Consider the following 22881-nt stretch of genomic DNA (forward strand, 5'->3'; position numbering starts at 1 on the left):
GGCCGGTGCCGGCGGCGGGTGGTCGCGGCGGGTGGGACAAACCCCGCGATCCTACGCCGGTGCGGCGGCCGTTCCCGTGCCGGTGACGCGGGCGAGCCGCCGGTAGGAGTCCAGCAGCGCCGCCCGGTCGTACGTACTGGTGGTGACGAGGACCTCCTGCGCTCCCGTCTCCTCCACCAGCGCCTCCAGCTCCTCGGCGACCTCTTCCTCGGTGCCCGCGAGGTGGCCGTCGAGCCCGGCCTCGTACAGCTCCCGTTCCTTCGCGGTCATCGTCCGCGCCTCGACCTCCTCGGCCGGGGGCAGGGGAGGGAAGGTGCCGCGGGTACGGGCGTGGGCCATCGACCAGGCCTCCGGCACCAGGAGCCGCCGGGCCGCTTCGGGCGTGGCGGCCACCGCGATCGTGCCGGAGACGACGACGTACGGCTCGGCGCTCCACTCGGAGGGGCGGAAACCGGCCCGGTAGCGGTCGATGCCGCGGCGCATCCTGTCGCGGTCGCGCAGGTCCCCGATGACCATCGGCAGGCCGGCCCGGGCCGCGACCGCCGCGCCCTCGCCCATGGCCAGTACGAAGGGCGGGACGGTCAGTCCCTCCGCGGGCCGGGCGTGCGCGCCGGTCGGTGAGGTGCCCCGGAACCAGCCCAGCAGCTCGGCCAGCTGGGCGCCGAAGTCCTCGGCGTCGTCCTTGTCCCGGCCCAGCGCCCTGCGCACCCCGTCGGTGAAGCCCACCGAGCGGCCCAGGCCCATGTCGATCCGGCCGGGGAAGAGCGACTCCAGCACGCCGAACTGCTCGGCGACGACCAGCGGCCGGTGGTTGGGCAGCATCACGCCGCCCGTGCCGACCCGGACCGTCCGGGTGGCACCGGCCACGGCGGCGGCCAGCACGGTCGGCGCGGAGCCGGCCACCCCCGGCACACCGTGGTGCTCCGACACCCAGAAGCGGTGGTAGCCGAGCCGCTCGACCTCCCGCGCCAGCTCCACGGTGTCGCGCAGCGCCTCCTGGGCGCTGCGGCCCTCGCGGATGCGGGAGCGGTCCAGGACGGAGAATCGGGTGGTCGCGATCGCTGAGCTCACACCGGGTTCAACGTCCGCGGGGCGCCAGGATTCCCGGCGCCCCGCTCTAGGGTGGAGCGGTGAGCGACACCAAGAGGCCTCCGGTGGCCGTGTTCGACCTGGACAACACCCTCGCCGACACCGCGCACCGGCAGCGGTTCCTGGAGCGCCGGCCGCGCGCCTGGGACGCCTTCTTCGCCGCCGCGCCGCACGACCCGCCGCTCGCGGAGGGCGTCGCGCTGGTGCGGGAGCACGCCGAGGAATGCGAGATCGTCTACCTGACCGGGCGGCCCGAGCGCTGCCGGCGGGACACGCTCGACTGGCTGGCCGCGCACGGGCTGCCGGCGGGGCCCCTGCACATGCGGGGCGACGCCGACCGCCGGCCCGCCCGGCGCACCAAGCTGGAGATCCTGCGGCGGCTCGCGCGCAACCGCGAGGTCCGGGTCCTCGTGGACGACGACGAGCTGGTCTGCGACGACGCCGAGCGCGCCGGCTTCACCGTCGTCCGGGCACGCTGGGCGGCCCGGTCGGCCGAGCTGAGGGCGGCCCAGGAGCGCGAGGGCCGCACCTGACCCGTCCGGACGGGCCGGGAGCGGGGCGCCTGCCGCGCCCTCAGTCGGACTCCTCCAGGCGGAAGCCGAGCTTCAGGCCGACCTGCCAGTGCGCTACGACCCCGTCCTCGATCTGGCCGCGCACCTGGGTCACCTCGAACCAGTCCAGGTTGCGCAGTGTCTGCGAGGCGCGGCTGACGCCGTTGCGAACGGCCTGGTCGACGCCGTCGGGCGAGGTGCCGACGATCTCGGTGACCCGGTAGGTGTGGTTCGACATGCGGGTGCTCCCTTCCGCGGGGCAGCGGTGTGCCGTGCGTCACTCCACCGTGCCCCAAGCGGCGACGGAGCGCGAGACGTCGGCGACCGGGCCTCGCCGCCCCCTTGACCTCCGCATTGGTCCATACCAAAATCTCAGACACCCGTTCGAGCCTCGGGCTCGTGCCCCCACGTCGGGTCTCCCTTCGCGTGCGCAGGACCTTCCTGTCCGCTCCGCCCTGTCCGTCAGACAGAAGGACCCCTTCGTGAGACGTCGCCTGCTCGCCCTCGTCTGTGTGTCCGCCTCCCTGCTCAGCGGCTGCGGCCTGGCGTCGCAGGACGGCGGCGGGGAGCGGCGCACCGTCACCGTGTGGCTGATGAAGGACAGTGCCTCGCAGGACTTCCTGCACCGGTTCACCGAGGAGTTCGAGCGGGAGCACACCGGCCTCGACCTCGACGTCCGGATCCAGGAGTGGACCGGGATCGGCGACAAGGTGCAGACCGCCCTCGAAGCCGACGGCACGAACGGGCCCGACGTCATCGAGGTCGGCAACACCCAGGTCCCGGAGTACGCGGAGGGCGGCCGGCTGCAGGACCTGACGCTGGAGTCGATGCGGGACTGGGGCATCCGGGACTGGCTGCCCGGCCTCGCCGAACCGGGGCAGTGGCTGTCCCAGCAGTTCGGCATCCCCTGGTACGCCGCCAACCGCGTGGTCATCTACCGCAAGGACCTGTTCGAGCAGGCCGGCATCACCGAGCCGCCCCGCACCCGCGAGGAATGGCTCACCGCGACCGAAGCGCTGGACTCGGTCGCCGACCAGGGCATCTACCTGGCCGGCCAGGACTGGTACACCCTGTCCGGGTTCATCTGGGACGAGGGCGGTGAGCTGGCCACGCAGAACGGCGGCGTCTGGACGGGCGCCCTGGACTCCGAAGCCGCCCTGCGCGGCATGGACTTCTACCGCGCGTTGCAGGCACTGGGCGACGGGCCCGTCGACGCCGACGAGGAACACCCCCCGCAGGCCGGCGTGTTCGCCGCGGGGCGGGTGGCGCAGATCGTCGCGGTGCCCGGGCTCGCCCAGTCCATCGTGCGCGAGAACCCCGACCTCGAGGACAAGCTGGGCTTCTTCCCGGTGCCGGGGAAGACCGCCGACAAGCCCGGTGCCGTCTTCACCGGCGGCTCCGACCTCGTCGTCCCGAAGAACACCGACCAGCGGGAGGGCGCGCTCGCCGTGGTGGAGGCGCTCGTGGGCACCAAGTGGAACACCGAGCTGGCCCGCACCATGAACTACGTGCCGAACAAGAAGTCCCTCGCCAAGGCCGTCGCGGGCGAGGAGGGGGTCGCCGCCATGGCGGCCGGTGCCGCGCAGGGGCGGGCGACCCCCGGCACGCCCCGGTGGGGCGCGGTCGAGGCGGACAACCCGATCAAGGACTACATGACGAAGGTGCTCACCGGGGCCGACGCGGAGTCGGAGGCCGGGCGGGCCTCCGACCGCATCACCGCACTGCTGGACCTCGACGCGGGCTGACGCCCGGCGCGCGGGCCCCCGGTGCGCGGGCCCCGGTGCTCAGCGCACCGTCCTCAGCGCACCCTGCTCAGGGACAGCGCGAAACGGCCCTCGCCGTCCGTCCACCAGTGGGTCAGCTCCAGGCCGGCCGCGGCCAGTTCGCCCCGTACGCCCTCCCGCCGGAACTTCGCGGACACCTCGGTACGCAGCTCCTCCCCGTCCGCGAAGTTTACGGCCAGGTCGAGCGCCTGGACCTTGACCGTCTGCGCGGCGCGCGAGCGCAACCGCATCTCGATCCACTCCCGTTCGGCGTTCCACAGCGCCACGTGCTCGAAGGCGGCGGGCGCGAAGTCGGCTGCCAGCTCCCGGTTGATCACGGACAGCACGTTCCTGTTGAAGGCGGCGGTCACCCCGGCCGCGTCGTCGTACGCCCGGACCAGTATCCGCTCGTCCTTGACGAGGTCGGTGCCCAGCAGCAGGGCGTCGCCGGGGGAGAGCAGGGCGCGGACGCCGGCCAGGAACGCGGCGCGCTCGTCGGGCAGCAGGTTGCCGAGCGTGCCGCCGAGGAACGCCACCAGCCGCGGACCCGGCGTCTCGGGCAGCGTCAGCCCTCCCGTGAAGTCGGCGATCAGCGCGTGCACCTGGAGGTCCGGCCGTTCGGCGACGAGCGCCTCCCCGGCCCCGGTCAGCGCGCTCCCGCTGACGTCGACCGGTACGTAGGCGCGCAGACCGGTCAGCGCGTCGAGCAGGAACCGGGTCTTCTCCGAGGAACCGGAGCCCAGTTCCACCAGGGTGCGGGCACCGGTCGCCGCGGCGATCTCGCCGGCCCGGTCGACGAGGATCTCCCGCTCGGCCCGGGTCGGGTAGTACTCGGGCAGCGCGGTGATCTCCTCGAACAGCTCGCTGCCCCGCGCGTCGTAGAACCACTTGGGCGGCAGCCACTTGGGCGTGCTCGTCAGGCCGGCCAGGACATCGGCGCGCAGGGCGGCGTCCGTGGCGTCCTCGGGCAGCGTGCGGGTGAGGCGGAACGGGCTCACGTGCGGGGCTCCTTCGGGGAGACGAAAGCGTCTGCGAGGGCGTTGGCGCCCGGGTCCTTGAGCGGAGTGAGCTGCACGTCCGTGCGGCTCGCCGAGAGCAGGGTGCGGTCGGGAACCTCCCGCCAGTGCGGGTCGTCGTCGTACGGCTCCGAGGCGACGACGGTGCCGCCGCCGGGGCGGGTCAGGTACCACAGGGTGTCGCCCCAGGTGGTGGCCGTGATGGTGTCCCCGCTGGTGAGCAGCAGGTTGAGCCGGGAGGCGGGGGCCGCCGCGGCGACCTCGAGCACCGTCTCGGCCAGTGCCCGGCCCGCGTCGTCCCCGGCGCGCAGCCGGGCCAGCACCAGCGCCCACACGAGCGCCGAGTCGTTGCGGGCCTCCAGGGCCAGCAGATCCTCCGGGGGCAGCGTCCCGGCCACCCGCGCCAGCGACCCGGGCCACTGGGCCACGGCTCCGTTGTGGCTGAACAACCAGGTCCCCGCGGCGAACGGCGCCGCCGCGGCCTCCGCGTCCGCCCCCGAGAGCGTGGCGTCCCGCACGGCGGCGAGCAGTGCCCCGGTGCGCACCACCCGGGCCAGGTCGGCGAAGGACCGGTCCGCCCAGATGGGCCCGGCCCGGCGGTACCGCGCCGGCACCGGGTCGTCCTCGGCGTACCAGCCGACGCCGAACCCGTCGGCGTTGACCGTGCCGTACCGCTGGTGCCGAGGTGCCCAGGACTGGCGGTACAGGCCGTGCGGCGGCGTGACGAGCAGCCGGCCGAGCGGTTCCGCAGGACCCGTGTAGGCCAGGTGACGGCACATCAGGAGGCCTCCGCCGAACGGGCGGTGCGGAAGCCGGAGAAGATCTGCCGCCGGATCGGATAGTCCCAGTTGCGGAACGTGCCCCGGCACGCCACCGCGTCCACGGCGAACGAGCCGCCGCGCAGCACCTTGTACTCGGGCCCGAAGAACACCTCCGAGTACTCCTTGTACGGGAACGCCTCGAAACCCGGGTACGGGGCGAAGTCGCTCGACGTCCACTCCCAGACGTCACCGATCAACTGCCGTACGCCGAGCGGCGACTCGCCCGCCGGGTAGCTGCCGGCGGGCGCCGGGCGCAGGTGCCGCTGACCGAGGTTGGCGTGCTCCGGGCCCGGGTCCGCGTCGCCCCACGGGTAGCGCGCGGTGCGGTCACCGGCCGGGTCGTGGCGGGCGGCCTTCTCCCACTCGGCCTCGGTGGGCAGCCGCCGCCCGGCCCAGCGGGCGTAGGCGTCCGCCTCGTACCAGCACACGTGCACCACCGGCTCGTCGGCCGGCACGGCCTCGGTGACGCCGAAGCGGCGCCGCAGCCACTGCCCGCCGTCGCGGCGCCAGAACAACGGGGCCGTGATCGCGTGCCGGCGGACGTGGTCCCAGCCCGCCGGTGCCCACCAGCGAGGGTCCTCGTAGCCGCCGTCGTCGATGAACGCCTGGTAGGCGCCGTTGGTCACCGGCGTGGTGTCGAGGTGGAACGCCGCCACCTCGCGGCGGTGCGCGGGCCGTTCGTTGTCCAGGGCCCACGGCTCGGTCGACGTGCCCATCGTGAACGGGCCGCCCGGCACCAGGACCTCCGCCGGGCCGGTGAACAGCGGTACGGGCTCCGGGTCGGGGGCGGTCAGGGCCTGCGGGCCCTTGCGGAGCTGGTGGGTGATGAGCATGGTCTCGTCGTGCTGCTGCTCGTGCTGGGCGATCATCCCGAAGGCGAAGCCCGCTTCGGTCAGCCGCGTCCCGTGGAACGCGGCGCCCTCCAGCACGTCCAGCGCGCGGCCGCGGACGTCGGCCGCGTACCGGCGGGCCTCCGCGGGGGACAGCAGCGGCAGCCGGGGCCGCTCGGCACGAGGATGCTCGAAGGCGTCGTACAGGTTGTCTATCTCGGGTCGTATCGCCTCCTGCCCGGCGACGGCGCGCAGCAGCCACTGCTCCTCCTGGTTGCCGATGTGCGCCAGGTCCCACACCAGCGGGGACATCAGCGGCGACACCTGGGCGGTCAGGTCGGGGCCCTCCACGCAACTGGTCAGCAGGGTGGTGCGGTCGCGGGCGGTGACGAGCGTGGCCAGGGCCCGCTCGCGCAGGGTCTCGGCGTCGACGGGCCCGCCGGCGGCGGTGTCGGTGGCGGTCTCCATGGCGGGGTCGGTCATGGGCGGGTCTCCCTCCCGTGCGGGCCACGGCTCGCGCCGTCCGGCATCTCCAGCAGGTCGTCGGCGGGGCAGCGGCCCCTGCGCACGTAGCGCTCCAGGTACCTGGCGACGGCGTCCGTGACCTCGGCGCCGGCGCCGAGCCGGGGCAGGGCGGCGAGCGCCGCGCCGAAGCAGGTGACGGCCGCCTCGCGCAGCTCCGGATCGGTGAGGGCGTCGCGGGCCGCGTCCTCGTACAGCGGGTTGTGCGGGGCCGGCCGGCCCAGGGTGCGTTCGGCGAGGGGCTTCACGGCCCGGTAGGCGGTCTCGGTGGCCTCCGGGTCGTCGAACAGGGCCGCCGTCACGGCGAGCGGTACCTTCCAGCCGTCGTCCCCGGGCTGCGCGTCGATCATGCGCAGTTCCAGGTGGCCGCGCGGCCTGACCGGCGGGAACAGCGTGGTGAGGTGGTAGTCGAGATCCTCCAGGGTCGGCGGCCGCGGCCGCCCGTTCCTGAGCCACTGCCGGAAGGTCAGGCCGTCCGGCACGTCCCAGGGCCCGCCGTCCCCGCGCACGCACATCACCGGCGCGTCCAGGACGTGCCGGGTCCAGGTGCCGCGCGGGTCGGTGTCCAGCGCGGGGCCGCCCGCCCGGGCGGTGCCGATCTGGGCCCACCGCAGCTGCCGGGTGGACCGCCAGCCGGTGGGGCGGCCGCCGGCCAGCGGGCTGTTGGCGAACGCGGCCAGCAGGACCGCGCCGAGCAGGTGGGCCAGCCACCAGCGGCGTACATGGCCGAGCGGGCCGGGCTCCTCGTGTCCGGCGTCCAGGCACACCTGTACGGAGGCGGAGGTGCACATCATGGCGCGGCCGGCCGGACCGTCGCGGTCGAGGCAGGCCTCCATGGCGTCGTAGCGCGGCTGCCGCAGGTAGCGGCGCGGCGCCTGCCAGGGGTCGTGGCCGAAACCGACGAGGCCGAGACCGTCCTCGCGCAGGACGGCGCGGACGGCGGCGAGGTCGGCGGAGACGGTGTCGACGCACTCCGTCAGGGAGGCGGCGGGAAGCGAGCTCAGCTCCAGCTGGCCGCCGGGTTCCACGGTCAGCGCGGACCGCAGGGGCACGGCCCGCAGTGCGGCGTAGACCGCGTCGAGCCGTTCGGGTGAGACGGGGAGCCGCGGGGCGCGCAGCTCGTGGACGAGCCATTCCACCTCGACGCCGAGGCGCTTCGGCGGGCCGGTCTTGAAGCAGATGCCGTGGACCAGCGCCTCGACCTCGGCTTCGGTGGCGGTGGTGCGTGGCCGGGTACAGCCACTGGTGGTATCGGACATGTCGGGATCCTCCTGAGGTCCATCCATGCCACCGACCCGTGCGCGGTGGGCCGGGTCGGCACACTCGTCCCACCCAAGACCCTCGCGACGCTCCGCACAAGGGTGCATATCGGGGCTTTTCGGATCGACAAACTCCGTGACCCGTCCGTTTCCGGGGGATACCCCCGGCGTCATCCGGCCGGGAAACTCCGTTGCACCGCCTCCCCAGCATCACCCAGGATCTCCTCATGAGCACGACGGGGGAGACCGCGCGGCGCGCGGTCATGGCGTCCACGGGGGTGGCGCCATGAGCGCGCGCCTGCGGGGCATCGCACAGGAGACCGAGCAGATCGTGGCGGCGGGCGCCTACCGCGCGCCCGACGGGCGCGAGGTGCTGATCGGGGCGGCGGTCGAGGCGGCCCGGGCCGGTACGCGGACGTACGGCCCGGAGCCCGTGGAGGTGCCTGCGTTCGCGTCGGTGCGGACGGTCTTCGAGGTCACCGGCGAGAGCAGTCTGGAGGCCGCCCACCGCCTCGGCGGCGAGGTCGCGGTCCTGAACTTCGCCTCCGCCCGGAACCCCGGCGGCGGCTACCTCAACGGCGCCCAGGCGCAGGAGGAGGCGCTGTGCCGGTCCTCCGCGCTCCACACCTGCCTGCTGCGGGCCCGCGCGTTCTACGACCACCACCGCGCCCACCGCGACCCGTTCTACACGGACCGGGTCATCCACTCGCCCGCCGTCCCCGTCTTCCGCGACGACCGCGGCCGCCTGCTGGACGAGCCGTACACCGCCGGCTTCCTCACCTCCCCCGCGCCGAACGCGGGCGTGGTGCTGCGCACGGCCCCGGAGCGTGCCGCGGGACTGCCCGCCGCCCTGGCCGTGCGCGCCGAGCGGGTGCTGGAGACGGCGGCGGCCCACGGGTACCGGACGCTCGTGCTGGGCGCCTGGGGCTGGGAGTGTTCCGCAACGACCCCGCTCAGGTCGCCGGCGCCTTCCGGGCGCTGCTCGGGCCCGGCGGACGTTTCTCGGGTGCCTTCGGGCGGGTCACGTTCGGCATCCTGGACCGCACGCCGGGCGGCACGGTCCGGGAGGCGTTCGCGCGCGCCTTCCCCGAGGGGGGCGCTAGGGCGGCTCCGGGGCGTCAGCTCCAGCCGTAGCGCTCCCGCAGCCGCTGCCGCACGAGGTTGAACCGCATCCGGTCCAGGGCGCAGGCCTCGCGGCGCATGCCGGCGTCGTGCAGTCGCAGCACCCGGTCCACGGCCACCCAGGAGTCCCGCCCCGACCGGTCCCACGGCCCGCTCCCGATCGGCACCCAGTCGCGGTCCCCGACGTGCCGTTTGCTGGAGAGCCGCACGGCCAGCAGGGTGCCGGCGGCCTCGCGGGCGACGACGAGCACCGGCCGGTCCTTGCCCCGCCCGTCGTTCTCCTCGTACGGCACCCACGTCCAGACGATCTCGCCGGGATCGGGGTCCCCGTCGTGCGCGGGGGAGTACTCCGTCCGTACCCGGCCCACGTTCCGGGGGTCGGCCTCGGTGGTGGCGGAGGGGCCGTGGCGGCCGGGGACGGTGTCGTTGCTGAAGGCGCTCACGGCCGTACCGTACGGGACACCCACGGGCGGCCCGAGGGTCGGTCCGGGGCGGGGCGGGGCGGCCGCGCGGACAGGCCGGCCGGGTCGATGCGCGCGCCGCATACGGGGTCGGGCCGATGCGCGCCCACCGCGGCCGGGTGGCAGGCTGATCACCGGACCCCGCGCCGCCCGGGGCCCCGGCCGGCCACCGCACGACCACAGAAAGCCGACGTCATGACCGACCAGCTCACCGTGAGTGTCCTGGGCACCGGCATCATGGGTGCCGCCATGGCCCGCAACCTCGCCCGCGCCGGACACACCGTCCGCGTCTGGAACCGCAGCCGGGACAAGGCCGAGCCGCTGGCCGCCGACGGCGCGCACGTCGCCGACAGTCCACCGGAGGCGGTGCGCGGGGCCGACGCCGTCCTCACCATGCTGTACGACGGTCCGGCCGCCCTCGACGTCATGCGGCAGGCCGCCCCGGGACTGCGGCCCGGCACCGCGTGGGTGCAGTCGACCACCGCGGGCGTCGACGCGGTCGCCGACCTGGCCGCCCTCGCCCAAGAACACGGCCTCGTCTTCTTCGACGCCCCCGTGCTGGGCACCCGGCAGCCCGCCGAGGCCGGCCGGTTGCTGGTGCTGGCCGCCGGACCGGCCGGCGCGCGCGACGCGGTGACCCCGATCCTCGACGCCGTGGGCTCCCGCACCGTGTGGACCGGCGAGGACGGAGCGGCCGGCAGCGCCACCCGGCTGAAGCTGGTGGCCAACAGCTGGGTGCTGGCCGCCACCAACGCGGTCGGTGAGGCGCTCGCGCTCGCCAAGGCACTCGGCGTGGACCCGGACGGCTTCTTCGACGCCATCGCCGGCGGCCCGCTCGACATGGGCTACCTGCGGGCCAAGGCCGGTCTGATCCGCGACGGCGCCCTGACACCCGCCCAGTTCGCGGTCACCACCGCCGCGAAGGACGCCCGGCTCATCGTGGAGGCCGCCGAGGCGAACGGCGTCCGCCTGGACGTCGCCGCCGCCGGCGCGGAACGCCTGGCGCGGGCCGCGGCGCAGGGGCACGGCGACGAGGACATGGCGGCGGCGTACTTCGCCAGTTTCGACGAGACGGCGCCCGAGACGGCGGAGCAGACGTCCGACTGAGCGCGCCCGGGGTACCGGGTGAGCGAAACGACCGGAACGCCGACGTAGCCTCGGCGCACATCGAGATCAGAGGAGCCCGCATGTCCAAGCCGCCCCTGCCGCCCGAGGCCGTCGAGCTGCTGCGCCGTCCCAACCCGTGTGTGATGGCCACCCTCCGCTCGGACGGGTCGCCCGTCTCCACGCCCACCTGGTACCTGTGGGAGGACGACGGCCGGGTCCTGGTCAACTTCGACGAGGGCCGGGTGCGGCTGAGGCACGTGCGCCGCGATCCGCGCGTCACCCTCACCGTCCTCGCGGGCGACGACTGGTACACGCACGTCACCCTGATCGGCCGGGTCACGGAGATCCGCGACGACGAGGGCCTGACCGGCATCGACCGCCTCTCCCGGCACTACACCGGCAACGCCTACCCGGACCGCGTCCGCGCCCGGGTCAACGCCTGGGTCGAGGTCGAGCGCTGGCACGGCTGGGGCGCGATGAAGGACAGCGACCAGTCCGGCTGAGCCGCGGCCGGGGCGGCGGGCGCCGCTCAGTCCCCGTGCCCGGTCGTGGCCACGGTGACGCCGAGACCGATCATCGCCAGGCCGCCCGCCCCGCCGACGGCGGACAGCCTGCGCGGTGACCGCGCGAACCAGTCGCGCGCGGTGGCCGCCAGCAGCCCCCACAGACTGTCGCAGGCCAGCGCGATGGCGTTGAAGACCAGACCGAGCAGCAGCATCTGCACGGCGGCCCCGCCCCGGTCCCGGTCGACGAACTGCGGCAGCACGGCGGCGAAGAACACGATGGTCTTGGGATTGGTCACGCCGACGGCGAACCCCTCCCAGAAGGTGCGCCGCAGGCCCTCGTCGCTCGGCGCGTCTCCCGCGCACCCGGCCAGGGGACGCCGGCGTGCGCGCCACGCCCGGACGCCGAGGTGCAGCAGGTAGGCGGCGCCCGCCAGTTTGAGCACGGTGAAGACGACGGCCGACCGCTCGACGACCGCCCCGACCCCCAGGGCGACGGCGACGACGAGAACGTAGGAGCCCAGGGTGTTCCCGGCCACCGTGGTCAGCGCGGCGCGGCGTCCCCGCGCCAGCGCCCTGCCGACCACGAACAGCACGCTGGGACCCGGGACCACGATCAGGAGCAGCGACAGCGCCGCGAAGGCGAGCAGACGGTCGGGAGACACCATGGCTCCATGCAAGCACGGGGCGGGCGCGGCGTTCCACGGAGTTTCACCGGCGGGTCCGCCGCCGTACCGCGCTGGACCGCGCGGCACCGGGACCCTTCCCCGACGCGTGGTCGTGCCGGGGCAGCAGCAGCGGGGTCGCCAGCATGAGCGCCCCCGCGACCGCGATCGCCGTACGCGGCCCGGCGAGACCGGCCAGCAGACCCCACAGGGCGGTCAGGGCCGCGGTCGCCAGCTTGCCGCTGACCGTCCACGCGGACAGCGTGCGGGCGACCCGGTCCGAGGGGGTCAGTTCGAGCCGGCGGGTGGCGAGCACCGGGCCGAACACACCCATGCAGGTGATCAGGCCGAACTCGACGACCATCACCAGGACCAGCCCTCCGGTGCCGGGACCGACGAAGGCCAGCCAGACGGGCCAGCAGACCCGCAGCACGCCACCGGTGACCAGCACCCGGTGCTCCCCGAAGCGGTCCACGAGCCGGCGGGCCAGACGCGACCCGAGCAGCCCGCCGACGCACGGCACCGCGAAGGCGAGGCCGTACTGCCAGGGCGCGAATCCCAGGTCGCCCAGCATGAGGACGGCGAGCGGCGGCGCGGTCGCCATGATCAGACCGTTGACCAGCAGTGAGTTGAGGAACAGCGGACGCAGGCCGGGGGCGGCGAGGACGTACCGCCACCCCTCCAGCAGGTCACCGACCCGCAGCCGCGGTGCGCCGTCGGCACGCCGGGGGCGCGGCTCCCCGCCGCCAATGGCCCGGATGCCCAGGGCCGACAGCAGATGGCTGACCGCGTCGAGCGCCACCGTCACCACCGGCCCGGCCAGCTGGACCATCACCCCGCCGACCGGCGGTCCGAGCATCGTCGCGGTCCAGGTCGTCGCCTCGAAACGGCCGTTCGCGGCGAGCAGGTCCTCCCGGGGCACCAGCGCCTTGAGGCAGGAACCGGCGGCGGCCCGGAAGGTGATGTCCGCCGCGGCCACGACGACCGACACCACCAGCAGTTGGGCGAAGCCGAGCCGGCCGAACGCGTACGCGACGGGAACACTCAGCAGCACCGCGCACCGCACCAGATCCGTCGCGATCATGACGGGCCGTTTGCGCCGGAACTCCACCCACGGCCCCAGCGGCACCGCCACCAGCGCGCCCACCGCGAGACCGGCCGCCGCCAGCGCCGCCACCCGGGCGGGACCGGCGTCCAGGACCATGACCGCGATCAGCGGGAAGGCGTCGAAGGCGAGCCGGGTGCCGAACGTGCTGACGGTGTACGCGCCCCACAGCCATCCGAACCGCCGCCCCAGCGACCCGCTCCTCGACCCACCCGATATCGACACGCCCGCCATCCAAGCGAGCGACGGCCCCCGCGATCAAACAACCGATGGGTGGCGGAGCACAACCGCCGGTTGTGCACGGGGGTCGCCGCCTCGGCGCCCGGTGACCGTCGCGCGGCGGTGCCACCCGTCGGCCGGTGGCCGCCCGGTGACGGCGTCCACCCGCCGCCTGCCCGGACTACCGCGTCAGCAGCTCCCGCAGTGCCCCGGTGACCTCGCCGGGCGCCTCCTCCGCCATGAAGTGCCCGCAGTCGACGGTCTCGTGCCGCAGGTTGGGGGCCCAGGCCCGCCACAGCGCGGCGGCGTCGTAGCCGAGGGCGGCGCCCCAGTCCTGCTGGAGGACGGTGACCGGCATGCCCAGCCGGTTGCCGTTCTCGCGGTCCGCCCGGTCGTGGACGACGTCGATGCCGGCCGAGGCCCGGTAGTCCGCCACGATGGACGGCACCGCCTCGCGGGACGCCTTCAGGTAGGCGGCGCGGACGTCGGCGGGCAGGGCGTCCGGGTCCCGGGTCCAGCCGTCGAGGAAGTGGCCGAAGAACGCGTCCGGTGCGGCGCCGATCAGCTGCTCCGGCAGCCCGGGCGGCTGCGCCATCAGGAACAGGTGGAAGCCCACGGCCGCGGAGGTGCCGCGCAGGACGTCCCACATGTCCAGGGTCGGCAGCACGTCCAGCGCCGCCAGGTGGGTCACCGCGTCCGGATGGTCGAGGCCGGCCCGCACCGCGACGAGCGCGCCCCGGTCGTGCCCGGCCAGCGCGAACCGCTCGTGTCCGAGCGCCCGGGCGAGGGCGACGACGTCGGCGGCCATGGTCCGCTTGGCGTAGGCGGTGCCGTCGGGGTCGGCGGGCTTGTCGCTGTCGCCGTAGCCGCGCAGGTCGGGGCAGACGACCGTGTGGTCGGCCGCGAGGTCGGCGGCCACGTGCCGCCACATCAGATGCGTCTGCGGGAAGCCGTGCAGCAGCACGACCGGGCTGCCGGAGCCGCCGACGGCCACCTTCAGGGTGACGCCGTCGGCGACCGCGACGCGGTCGTGGGTGAAGTCGGGGATGGTCGGTGCCATGGCTGGGCCGGGCCTCTCTGTTCCACGCCGGGGCGGTTCCGCGGCGTGCCGGTGACGTCCTCGACCCTGCCGGGCGCGAATCAGCAACGGATCAGCACGCGTACCGTGGAGGCCCGGCGGGTGGTGGCGGAGCGGAGCGGACGGAACATGGAAGCGGTCACCTTCACCGTGCTCGGACCGGTCACGGCCGAGCGTGCCGGTGACGCGCTCGCCCTCCGGGGCCCTCGGCACCGTGCCGTGCTGGCCCGCCTGCTCGTCGCCCGGCGGCGGATGGTCCCGCTCGAGCGCCTGGTGGCGGACCTGTGGGACGAACCGCCGCCGCGGGCCGTCGGCTCCGTGCGCACCTTCGTCGGGGATCTGCGCCGCGCCCTGGAACCCGGCCGTCCCCCGCGCGCCCCGGCCCGGCTGCTCGTCACCGAGGGCCCCGGGTACACGCTGCGCGCGGCGCCGTACGCGGTGGACGCGTGGCGCTTCGAGGAGGCCGTCGCGGAGGCGGACCGGACGCCCGCCGCTCGCGCCCCGGACCTGCTGCGAGCGGCGCTGGGGGAGTGGCAAGGCCCCGCCTACGCCGAGTTCGGCGGGGCGGAGTGGACCCGCGGCGAGCGCCTGCGCCTCACCGAGCTGCGGCTGCGCGCCGTCGAACGCCGGGCGGAGCTGCTGGTGGGCCTGGGGCGGGCCGTCGAAGCGGTCCCCGACCTGGAGGCCCACCTGGCCGAGCACCCCTGGCGCGAGGAGGCCTGGCGGCTGCTGGCCCTCGCCCTCTACCGGACCGGGCGCCAGGGGGACGCCCTCGCGGTGTTGCGCCGGGCCCGCGACCTGCTGGCCGGACACCTGGGCGTCGACCCCGGCCCCCGGCTGCGCCGCCTGGAGGCCGGCATCCTCGCCCAGGACCCCGGCCTCGACCCGCCCGGCGAACCGGCGGAGGCCGCGGCCCGCCTGTGGGCCCGCGCGACCGAGGCGTACGACCGCACGGTCGCCGCCGGTGCCCGCGCCCGCCTGGAGTCCACCGTCGGCCTGCTGCGCCACCTCGCCGTGACCGGCGGCGGCGGTCTGGAAGCGGCCCGCGAGCACCGGTCGGCCGCGGTCGCCGCAGCGGAGGAGACCGGCGACGCGGAACTGACCGCCCGGGTGATCGGTGCCTACGACGTGCCCGCCAACTGGACCCGCAGCGACGACCCGGAGCCGGCGCGGCGGATCGTCGCGGCCGCCGAACGCACTCTCGCCGCCCTGCCGGACGACACCAGCACCGACGCGGCGCGCTGCCGGCTGCTCGCCACGATCGCCCTGGAGTCCCGGGGCGTCCGCTCCCCGCGCGGCCCCCGGGCGGCGGACGAGGCCGAGCGGATCGCCCGCCGCCTGGACGACCCCGCGCTGCTCGCCTTCGCCCTCAACGGGGTCTTCATGCAGTCCTGCACCACCGCCGGACTGGCCCCGCGCCGGGACGCGATCGGCGCCGAACTCGTCGCGCTCGCCGCCCGGCACGGTCTGGTCAACCATGAGGTACTCGGTCGGCTGATCCGGCTCCAGGCCCGTTCCGCCCTCGCCGACTTCGCCGCCGCCGACGAGCACGCCGCCGCCGCGGACCACCTGGCCGACCGGCATGAACGGCCGCTCGTGAGTGTCTTCACCGAGTGGTACCGGGCCCTGCGCCGGGCGGCCACCGGCAGCCCGTACGACAGCGCGGTGGCCGCCTACCGGTCGGCCGCCGCACGGCTCGACGGCGCCGGGATGCCGGGCCTGGCCCGCGGGCTGGAGCCCCTGGCGCTGCTCGGCCTGCGACTGGCCCACGGCAGGCCGGCGGAGGTGGACCCGCGCGCGGACTGGGGACCGTACCGGCCCTGGGCCGCACCCTTCGCCCTGTTGGACGAGGGGCGTGACGCCGAGGCCCGGGCCGCCCTGGACGCCCTCGCGGAACCGCCCCCCGACCTCCTCTACGAGGCGCTGTGCTGCGCCGAGGCCGCGCTCGCCCTCCGGCTCGGCGCTCGCCCGGCCCTGGAGCGGACGTACCGGCGGCTGCTGCCCGCCTCCGGTCAACTCGCCGGGGCGGGCAGCGGGACGGTCACCTTCGGACCGGTCGACGGATGGCTCGCCGAGCTCCGTCGGGCACTCGGTACCTGAGCCGCGTCGGTCGCCGCGCACACCGTCCGCCGGTGCGCGAAGCCCCCGGCCCGGCGGTTGCCGCGGCACCGGTCGGGTACCCGGGCGCACATGAAGTGGCAGCAGGTGCAGGAGGGCCCGTCGGCGGTGTACGTGGTGGTACTCGACCCCGGCGAGGACGCCGTCGCCCAGCTCACCGCCTTCGCCCGTGACCGGAGGCTCGGAGCGTCCCAGGTGACCGCCGTGGGCGCCTTCTCGGAGGCGGTGGTCGGCTGGTTCGACCGGGAGGCCAAGGACTACCGGCGCATCCCCGTCGAGGAGCAGTGCGAGGTGCTGTCGCTGCTCGGCGACATCGCCGTCGCGGACGACGGGCCGGCCCCGCACCTGCACGCCGTACTGGGCCTCTCCGACGGCTCCACCCGCGGCGGCCACCTGCTGTCCGGCCGGGTCTGGCCGACGCTGGAGGTCGTCGTGCGGGACAGCCCCGCCGAACTGGCCAAGAAGCACCGCCCCGACATCGGCCTGGCCCTGATCGACCTGGGCTGAGCCGGCCGGTGCGCGGACCACCGGCCCGCACGGCGGCCGCGCCGGCCCACCCGGGCGACGCGGTACGAGGGGACGGAGGAACGAGATGACTCTCCAGGCACGAACCCCCGAGACCGGCACGCGGGACCGCCGCGCCGCCACCCGCACCGCGCGGCTGCGCAGCCGGATCCCCGAACCCGACGAGGAACCCGACCTGCTCGGCCAGTACCTGGCCCGGATCGGCGCCACCGCGCTGCTCACCGCCGAGGACGAGGTGACACTGGCCCGCCGCATCGAGGCCGGGGTGCGGGCCCGGGAGGAACTGGAGGCGGCCGACACCGGCGAACCCGCCCCGACGCCCGCTCGCCGCCGCGCGCTGGAGGAGACCGTCCACGACGGTCAGGCGGCCAAGGACCACATGGTGCGGGCCAACCTGCGGCTGGTGGTCTCGATGGCCAAACGGCACGCCCACCGCGGACTGCCGCTGCTCGACGTCATCCAGGAGGGCAACCTCGGCCTCATCCGGGCCGTGGAGAAGTTCGACCACACCAAGGGCTTCAAGTTCTCCACGTACGCGACCTGGTGGATCCGGCAGGCCATCGAGCGGGGCCTGGCGACCCACGCGCGTACCGTGCGGCTGCCGGTGCACGTCGTCGAGCAGTTGCAGAAGCTCGCCAAGGTCGAGCGCAAGCTCCGCGGGCACCTGGACCGCGAGCCGACCGCGGACGAGGTGGCCGCCGAGAGCGGCATCGACGGCGACAAGGTGGTCTGGCTCCGCCGGGTGGGCCGGGACGCGGTCAGTCTGGACACCCCCGTCGACGAGGCCGGGGACACCGTCGTCGGCGACCTCATCCCGGACACGGAGGTGCTCCAGGCCCCGGAGGTCGCCGAGTTCCAGGCGCTGGCGGCCGAGCTGCGGGAGGCCGTCGGCACCCTCGCCCCCCGCGAGGCCATGATCCTCAGCCTGCGCTACGGCCTGCACGACGGCCGCCCGCGCACCCTGCACCAGGTCGCCCAGCACGTGGGACTGACCCGGGAACGCGTCCGCCAGCTGGAGAAGGCCTCGCTCGACCACCTGCGCGCCCCCGAGACCCGCGACCGGCTGCTGGACTGGGCCAGCTGATCCGGGGAACACGCGGCCGCGCCGGGTTGCCTGCGCCGCTCACCGGAAACACCCTGACCAGGAAGCCGTACGCGGTCCCCCAGTGTCAGGAGCCCCGGTGAACGTTTCCCCCACGGTCTGGCTGCTGACCGTCGCGGGCCTGTGCGTCCTCATCGCCGTCGACTTCCTCATCGGCCGCAAGCCGCACGACGTCTCGATCAAGGAGGCCGGCATCTGGACGGCCGTCTGGGTGGTCCTGGCCGCCCTGTTCGGCGTGGGACTGCTCGTGCTCGGCGGTGGCGGGCCGGGCGGCGAGTTCTTCGCCGGGTACATCACCGAGAAGTCGCTGAGCGTCGACAACCTCTTCGTGTTCGTCCTGATCATGGCGAAGTTCGCGGTGCCCTCGCAGTACCAGCAGCGCGTGCTGATGGTGGGCGTCCTCGTGGCCCTGGTCCTGCGCGCCGGCTTCATCGCGGCCGGCGCGGCGATCATCTCCACCTTCTCCTGGGTGTTCTACCTCTTCGGAGCCTTCCTGATCTGGACGGCCTGGAAGCTCATCCAGGACGCGCGCAAGGGAGGGCACGACGAGGAGTACGAGGAGAACAAGCTGCTGAAGTCGATCGAGCGCCGCTTCGGCGTCGCCGACCGCTACCACGGCACCAAGCTGTGGATCGAGGAGAACGGCCGGCGGGTGATGACCCCGATGCTGGTGGTGATGCTCGCGATCGGCATGACCGACGTCCTGTTCGCCCTGGACTCGATCCCCGCCATCTACGGCCTGACCCAGGACCCGTACATCGTGTTCACGGCCAACGCGTTCGCCCTGATGGGTCTGCGCCAGCTGTACTTCCTCATCGGCGGCCTGCTCAAGAGACTCGTGCACCTCTCGTACGGGTTGTCGGTCATCCTGGGCTTCATCGGCGTCAAGCTGGTCCTGCACGCCCTGCACGAGTCCGGGGTCCACGTCCCCGAGATCGGCATCCCCTTCTCGCTCGCCTTCATCGTGCTGGTCCTCGCGGTCACCACGGCGACGAGCCTGTGGGCCGCGAGGAAGCAGGACCAGGAGCGGGATCGGGATCAGGGGCGGGAGGAGGAGCGGTCGCCGGGACCGGGCGTCTGACGAGGGCCTACTGGATGGTCCAGCCCACGCTGCCGACGCCGGAGCTGTAGATCGCGCAGACGCCCGAGGACTCGCCGTACTGGCCGGGCGCCAGCGTCACCCACTGTCCCGACACGTCCGGCGCCCAGCCGCAGACGATCTCGGCGCGGAAGGTGACGGTGCGGTCCGTGTTGTTGCTGCAGCCGGCGATGCCGTGGTCCGGGTTGTTGTTGTGCACCCAGCCGTCGCAGTCCACGCCGGCCGCCGCCGCTGACGGGGCGGCCTGCGCCGGTACGGCGGAACCGGCCAGCGTGAGCGCCAGGGCCGAGACGGTGGCGGCCAGCCCGGCGGCGACGAGGTTCTTCCTGCGGTTCATGTGTACCCCCATGAGGTCGCGCGTTTTCGCTTGCGGGACCAGTCAAGGAGAAGACGGCTCGTGCCGGAACCTCGCACATGTCAGGGTCCGGCGCACCCGCCCCCGGGACACACCACGGGACCGCAGCTCGGCCGAGCTCCGGTCCCGTGCGGCGTCGTGCGGCGGGTCAGGCGGCGATGACCTCGTCGGCGTGGCCGTGCAGCCGGGCGACGACCTCGGTCAGCTGGGCGGCGACCTCGGCGTCGTCGGCCGGGTGCACCTCGGCGAAGCGGGTCACCGAACCGGGGATGGAAAGCTTGATGTCCTCGATCACCTTGCCGCCGGCGATGCCCACGGCCTTGCGGGTGTCGTCCTGCGCCCACACGCCGCCGTACTGGCCGAAGGCGGTGCCGACCACGGCGGCGGGCTTGCCGGCGAAGGCACCCGCGCCGAACGGACGGGACAGCCAGTCGATGGCGTTCTTCAGGACGGCGGGCATGGTGCCGTTGTACTCCGGCGAGAAGAGCAGGAAGGCGTCGGATGCCTGGGCGGCCTCACGCAGCTTCGCGGCGGCGGCCGGGACGCTGCCCTCGACGTCGATGTCCTCGTTGTAGAAGGGGATGTCGGCGAGCCCCTCGAACAGCTGCACCTCGGCACCCTCCGGGGCGAACCGGGCGGCCGCCTCGGCGAGCTGGCGGTTGTGCGAACCGGCGCGAAGGCTGCCGACGAGCGCAAGGATGCGAACAGACATGAGTACTCCCACTGATGACGCGGACGCTGGGGGACAGACGCCGCTGAAACACTGCCGTTACGATCCGGACCGGGGTCCGGTTAATGTGTAACACCTTAACCGGACCGCGGTCCAGTTTCTTCCCGATGCTTTACGCTGGCGACATGCCCGCCGCCCTGCCGCCCTTCCCGGAGCCCGAGAAGACCGCCGGTCCGTCCGAGCTGCTGCAGCTCGGGCCGTGGACCGAGGAGGACGAGCCCTGCCTGCGCGCCGATGCCGCCCGCAACCGGGCCCGGCTGCTGGAGGCCGCCGCCCGGCTGGTCGCCGAGCACGGCGCGGCGGGTCTGACGATGGAGGCGGTCGCCGCCGCGGCCTCCGTCGGCAAGGGCACGGTCTTCCGGCGCTTCGGTGACCGCACCGGTCTGCTCACGGCGCTGCTGGACCACTCCGAGAAGAACTTCCAGGCCGCGCTGCTCAGCGGGCCCCCGCCGCTGGGGCCCGGGGCCCCGTCCGTCGAGCGGCTGCGCGCCTTCGGCCTCGCGACGCTGCGCCGCTGCGTCGACGAGCTGGAACTGCAGCTGGCCGCCGAGCCCAGCGCCGAACGCCGCTACACCTCCGCGCCGCGCCGCTTCCTGCGCGGACACGTCGCCCTGTTGCTGCGCCAGGCGGTCCCGGAGGCGGACAGCGAGCTGCTCTCGCACACGCTGATGGCATACCTGGACCCCGCGCTGGTGCACCACCTCACCGAGCAGTGCGGGATGCCTCCGGTGCGGCTGGAGGCGGGCTGGCTGGACCTGGTCGCGCGCGTGACCCGCACCGAACCCCCGGCCTGACCCGGCCCGAACCCGGGACGACGGTGCCCGGGCGGGAGGGTCTCCGCGTCCTGGTGGGTGGATCTCTGCGCCTGGCGGGGAGGGCTTCTGCGTCCTGCCGGGCGGATCTCGACGTCCCGCCGGGCAGTCGGTACGCCCCGACCGGGCAACCGCAGTGCCCGACCGGGCGACTCACCCTGCCCGCTCGGGCGGATGTCCGCGCCCACCGGGGCGGATCTCCACGCCCGTCACGGGCGGAGGCACCGCACCGGCGCGGACCACCGCGCCCGCAGTGCCCCGCCGTGCCTGCCGGGCCTTCACGCCCATCGGGCGGGGTCACCGCACTGCCGAGGCCATCGCACCCATCGGGCCGCCACGCCTGCCGGGGGGCTCTGCACGCCCGCCGGGTGGGGTCACCGCACCCGCGTGTGGTTCACCGCGCCCGCCGTACAGGCCGCAGCGCCCCCCCGGCACAGGCCGCCACGTCCGTCCCGAACGCGTCGCCCCGGCCGCCGCCCGGTCGCCGGGCTCTGCCAAGATGCCGTACCTCATGGTGCAGATACCGAACCCCCCCGCCGACGAGCCCCTCGCACCGGGTTCCGTCCCCACGAGCGCCGACGTGGCCCGTCTGGCCGGCGTCTCCCGCGCGACCGTCTCCTACGTCCTCAACAACGCCGACGCCGTCCGCATCAGCGAACCCACCCGCCGCCGTGTCCGCGAGGCCGCCAGGGAGCTCGGGTACGTCCCGCACGCGGCGGCCCGCTGGCTGCGCGCCGGGCGCAGCCGTACGGTCCTGATGCCCGCGCCGTCCTTCCCCGCCGGACCGCTCTTCAGCCGCTTCCTCACCGAATTACAGGGGGCCCTCGGCCGCCTGGACTACACCGTCGTCCAGTACGGCACCCCGGGCACGCACGGCGACGAGGCCGCCCGCGCCTGGGCCGAACTGCGCCCGGTCGCGGTCCTCGTACCCGGCTCGGGCCTCGGCCCGCAGGGCGTGGAGATCCTCAAGCGCTCAGGCGCCCGGGCGGTCGTCACCCTGGGCCCGGAGGCCGTCGAGGGGGCGCACGCCCTGCTCATGGACCACGAGATCGTCGGCCACCGCGCGGCCCGGCACCTGCACGACCGGGGCCGGCGCGCGATCGGCGTCGTCGTCCCCGTGGAGGACGGCCTGGAGGTCTTCTCGGCGCCGCGTCTGGAGGGTGCCCGGCGCGCCGTCCGCGGTACCGACGCCACCGTCACCGCGCTGCCGCTCGCCTATGACGAGCGGGACGCGGCACGGCTGGCCGCCCGCTGGGGATCGCTCGGTCTGGACGCCGTGTTCGCGTACAACGACGAGTACGCGATGCTGCTGATGCGCGCCCTGCAGGACGCGGGCGTCGACGTGCCCGCGGACACCGCCGTGATCGGCTCCGACGACCTGATGCTGGGACGGCTGCTGAGGCCCCGGCTGAGCACCGTCCACCTGGAACTTCCCTCCGGCCGCGACCTGGCCGCACTGGTCGACCGTGCGGTGCACGACCCGGGCGCCGCGCCCGAGCGGCACGAGGTGCTGGGCGCGGCGGTCGTGCGCCGCGAGTCGACCTGACCTCGGGCGGGTCCGCGGGGTCCGGCTACCGGCCGTCCTGCCCGGCCTGGCCCTCGGCCTGCGCCTGCTGCTCGGCGACCGCCTTGCGGACCTCGTCCATGTCCAGCTTCCGGGCCTGACCGATGACGTCGGTGAGCGCCTCCTCGGGCAGCGCGCCGGGCTGGGCGAACACGGCCACCTGGTCCCGGACGATCATCAGCGTCGGGATCGACTGGATACCGAAGGCCTGGGCCAGCTCGGGCTGCGCCTCGGTGTCCACCTTGCCGAACACCAGGTCGGGGTTGGCCTCGGCCGCCTTCTCGTAGACCGGGGCGAACTGACGGCACGGACCGCACCACGACGCCCAGAAGTCGATCAGGACGAACTCGTTGTCCGTGACCGTCTGGTCGAAGTTCTCCTTGGTGAGCTCCACGGTGCTGCTCATGGTGTGACCCTCTTCCTGGGTTCGGGGCAAAGCCGTCGGCACAACACTGCCGACCTGGT

23 protein-coding genes and 1 pseudogene are annotated in these 22881 nt (G+C 74.6%); 11 read left to right on the top strand and 13 right to left on the bottom strand.

Annotated features, from left to right (window positions below; translation table 11 throughout):
• Window positions 1-51: 51 nt before the first annotated feature.
• Window positions 52-1071 (bottom strand): LLM class flavin-dependent oxidoreductase, encoded by a 1020-nt coding sequence (locus tag ACZ6EG_RS19530; RefSeq protein WP_469606027.1) that lies wholly within the window; start codon window positions 1069-1071, stop codon window positions 52-54.
• Window positions 1072-1130: 59 nt separating this feature from the next.
• On the opposite strand from ACZ6EG_RS19530, the gene ACZ6EG_RS19535 reads away from it, so the two are divergent.
• Window positions 1131-1622: a phosphatase domain-containing protein gene (locus tag ACZ6EG_RS19535; RefSeq protein ID WP_391972295.1), complete on the top strand. Its 492-nt coding sequence runs from the start codon at window positions 1131-1133 to the stop codon at window positions 1620-1622.
• A 40-nt stretch (window positions 1623-1662) separates the two neighbouring features.
• On the opposite strand, the gene ACZ6EG_RS19540 is transcribed toward ACZ6EG_RS19535, so the two are convergent.
• Window positions 1663-1878: a dodecin gene (locus ACZ6EG_RS19540; RefSeq protein WP_356605289.1), complete on the bottom strand. Its 216-nt coding sequence runs from the start codon at window positions 1876-1878 to the stop codon at window positions 1663-1665.
• 244 nt (window positions 1879-2122) lie between these two features.
• Between ACZ6EG_RS19540 and ACZ6EG_RS19545 the strand changes: the two genes are divergently transcribed.
• Entirely contained in the window at window positions 2123-3385 is a 1263-nt protein-coding gene (locus tag ACZ6EG_RS19545) for an extracellular solute-binding protein (RefSeq protein ID WP_391972294.1), read from the top strand.
• 53 nt (window positions 3386-3438) lie between these two features.
• Here ACZ6EG_RS19545 and egtD read toward each other — a convergent pair whose 3' ends face one another.
• From egtD to egtA, 4 genes are read right to left on the bottom strand one after another with little or no spacing between them, the layout of a single operon-like run.
• Window positions 3439-4401, bottom strand: a complete 963-nt coding sequence (gene egtD, locus ACZ6EG_RS19550) for an L-histidine N(alpha)-methyltransferase (RefSeq protein ID WP_469606032.1) — start codon at window positions 4399-4401, stop codon at window positions 3439-3441.
• Window positions 4398-5198, bottom strand: coding sequence for an ergothioneine biosynthesis protein EgtC (gene egtC / locus ACZ6EG_RS19555; protein ID WP_391972292.1), 801 nt, complete (start codon window positions 5196-5198; stop codon window positions 4398-4400). The genes egtD and egtC overlap by 4 nt, the downstream gene beginning before the upstream one ends.
• A complete protein-coding gene (egtB, locus tag ACZ6EG_RS19560; protein WP_391972291.1) occupies window positions 5198-6553 on the bottom strand; it encodes an ergothioneine biosynthesis protein EgtB in 1356 nt (451 codons plus the stop codon). The genes egtC and egtB overlap by 1 nt, the downstream gene beginning before the upstream one ends.
• Window positions 6550-7851 carry an ergothioneine biosynthesis glutamate--cysteine ligase EgtA gene (gene egtA / locus ACZ6EG_RS19565; protein ID WP_469606037.1) on the bottom strand — a complete coding sequence of 434 codons (1302 nt, stop codon included), beginning with the start codon at window positions 7849-7851 and terminating at the stop codon, window positions 6550-6552. The genes egtB and egtA overlap by 4 nt, the downstream gene beginning before the upstream one ends.
• Window positions 7852-8137: 286 nt before the next feature.
• On the opposite strand from egtA, the pseudogene ACZ6EG_RS19570 reads away from it, so the two are divergent.
• A pseudogene (locus ACZ6EG_RS19570) lies at window positions 8138-8985 on the top strand (TIGR02452 family protein).
• Here the strand turns inward: ACZ6EG_RS19570 and ACZ6EG_RS19575 are convergent.
• Window positions 8970-9416, bottom strand: a complete 447-nt coding sequence (locus ACZ6EG_RS19575; protein WP_391972288.1) for a type II toxin-antitoxin system PemK/MazF family toxin — start codon at window positions 9414-9416, stop codon at window positions 8970-8972. The pseudogene ACZ6EG_RS19570 and the gene ACZ6EG_RS19575 overlap by 16 nt on opposite strands.
• A 213-nt stretch (window positions 9417-9629) precedes the next feature.
• Between ACZ6EG_RS19575 and ACZ6EG_RS19580 the strand changes: the two genes are divergently transcribed.
• Window positions 9630-10541, top strand: a complete 912-nt coding sequence (locus tag ACZ6EG_RS19580) for an NAD(P)-dependent oxidoreductase (protein ID WP_469606041.1) — start codon at window positions 9630-9632, stop codon at window positions 10539-10541.
• An 80-nt stretch (window positions 10542-10621) separates the two neighbouring features.
• Window positions 10622-11044, top strand: a complete 423-nt coding sequence (locus tag ACZ6EG_RS19585) for a PPOX class F420-dependent oxidoreductase (RefSeq protein WP_391972286.1) — start codon at window positions 10622-10624, stop codon at window positions 11042-11044.
• Between the two features lie 26 nt (window positions 11045-11070).
• On the opposite strand, the gene ACZ6EG_RS19590 is transcribed toward ACZ6EG_RS19585, so the two are convergent.
• From ACZ6EG_RS19590 to ACZ6EG_RS19600, 3 genes are all read right to left on the bottom strand, one after another.
• Complete coding sequence (locus tag ACZ6EG_RS19590) at window positions 11071-11712, bottom strand: LysE family translocator (protein ID WP_469606045.1); 642 nt, start codon at window positions 11710-11712, stop codon at window positions 11071-11073.
• Between the two features lie 43 nt (window positions 11713-11755).
• Window positions 11756-13048, bottom strand: a complete 1293-nt coding sequence (locus tag ACZ6EG_RS19595) for an MFS transporter (protein WP_469606049.1) — start codon at window positions 13046-13048, stop codon at window positions 11756-11758.
• 166 nt (window positions 13049-13214) lie between these two features.
• Entirely contained in the window at window positions 13215-14093 is an 879-nt protein-coding gene (locus tag ACZ6EG_RS19600; protein WP_469606052.1) for an alpha/beta fold hydrolase, read from the bottom strand.
• Window positions 14094-14240: 147 nt separating this feature from the next.
• On the opposite strand from ACZ6EG_RS19600, the gene ACZ6EG_RS19605 reads away from it, so the two are divergent.
• The 4 genes from ACZ6EG_RS19605 (at window position 14241) to ACZ6EG_RS19620 (ending at window position 18937) form a co-directional block, all read left to right on the top strand.
• Entirely contained in the window at window positions 14241-16211 is a 1971-nt protein-coding gene (locus ACZ6EG_RS19605) for an AfsR/SARP family transcriptional regulator (protein WP_391972282.1), read from the top strand.
• Window positions 16212-16301: 90 nt separating this feature from the next.
• Window positions 16302-16736 carry a PPC domain-containing DNA-binding protein gene (locus ACZ6EG_RS19610; protein ID WP_391972281.1) on the top strand — a complete coding sequence of 145 codons (435 nt, stop codon included), beginning with the start codon at window positions 16302-16304 and terminating at the stop codon, window positions 16734-16736.
• A gap of 85 nt (window positions 16737-16821) precedes the next feature.
• Window positions 16822-17838 carry a sigma-70 family RNA polymerase sigma factor gene (locus ACZ6EG_RS19615; protein ID WP_391972280.1) on the top strand — a complete coding sequence of 339 codons (1017 nt, stop codon included), beginning with the start codon at window positions 16822-16824 and terminating at the stop codon, window positions 17836-17838.
• Window positions 17839-17935: 97 nt separating this feature from the next.
• Window positions 17936-18937, top strand: a complete 1002-nt coding sequence (locus tag ACZ6EG_RS19620; protein WP_391972279.1) for a TerC family protein — start codon at window positions 17936-17938, stop codon at window positions 18935-18937.
• 7 nt (window positions 18938-18944) lie between these two features.
• On the opposite strand, the gene ACZ6EG_RS19625 is transcribed toward ACZ6EG_RS19620, so the two are convergent.
• The gene (locus ACZ6EG_RS19625; RefSeq protein ID WP_469606058.1) at window positions 18945-19292 is read right to left on the bottom strand and encodes a hypothetical protein; all 348 of its coding nucleotides are present in this window, start codon (window positions 19290-19292) and stop codon (window positions 18945-18947) included.
• A gap of 166 nt (window positions 19293-19458) precedes the next feature.
• A complete protein-coding gene (locus ACZ6EG_RS19630) occupies window positions 19459-20022 on the bottom strand; it encodes an NAD(P)H-dependent oxidoreductase (protein ID WP_391972277.1) in 564 nt (187 codons plus the stop codon).
• Window positions 20023-20165: 143 nt separating this feature from the next.
• Between ACZ6EG_RS19630 and ACZ6EG_RS19635 the strand changes: the two genes are divergently transcribed.
• The gene (locus ACZ6EG_RS19635) at window positions 20166-20834 is read left to right on the top strand and encodes a TetR/AcrR family transcriptional regulator (RefSeq protein WP_391972276.1); all 669 of its coding nucleotides are present in this window, start codon (window positions 20166-20168) and stop codon (window positions 20832-20834) included.
• 529 nt (window positions 20835-21363) lie between these two features.
• Window positions 21364-22398 (top strand): LacI family DNA-binding transcriptional regulator, encoded by a 1035-nt coding sequence (locus tag ACZ6EG_RS19640; RefSeq protein ID WP_391972275.1) that lies wholly within the window; start codon window positions 21364-21366, stop codon window positions 22396-22398.
• Window positions 22399-22423: 25 nt separating this feature from the next.
• On the opposite strand, the gene trxA is transcribed toward ACZ6EG_RS19640, so the two are convergent.
• Window positions 22424-22822: a thioredoxin gene (gene trxA, locus ACZ6EG_RS19645; RefSeq protein WP_356605247.1), complete on the bottom strand. Its 399-nt coding sequence runs from the start codon at window positions 22820-22822 to the stop codon at window positions 22424-22426.
• Window positions 22823-22881 lie beyond the last annotated feature (59 nt).

The organism is Streptomyces sp. NPDC041968, assembly GCF_055589025.1.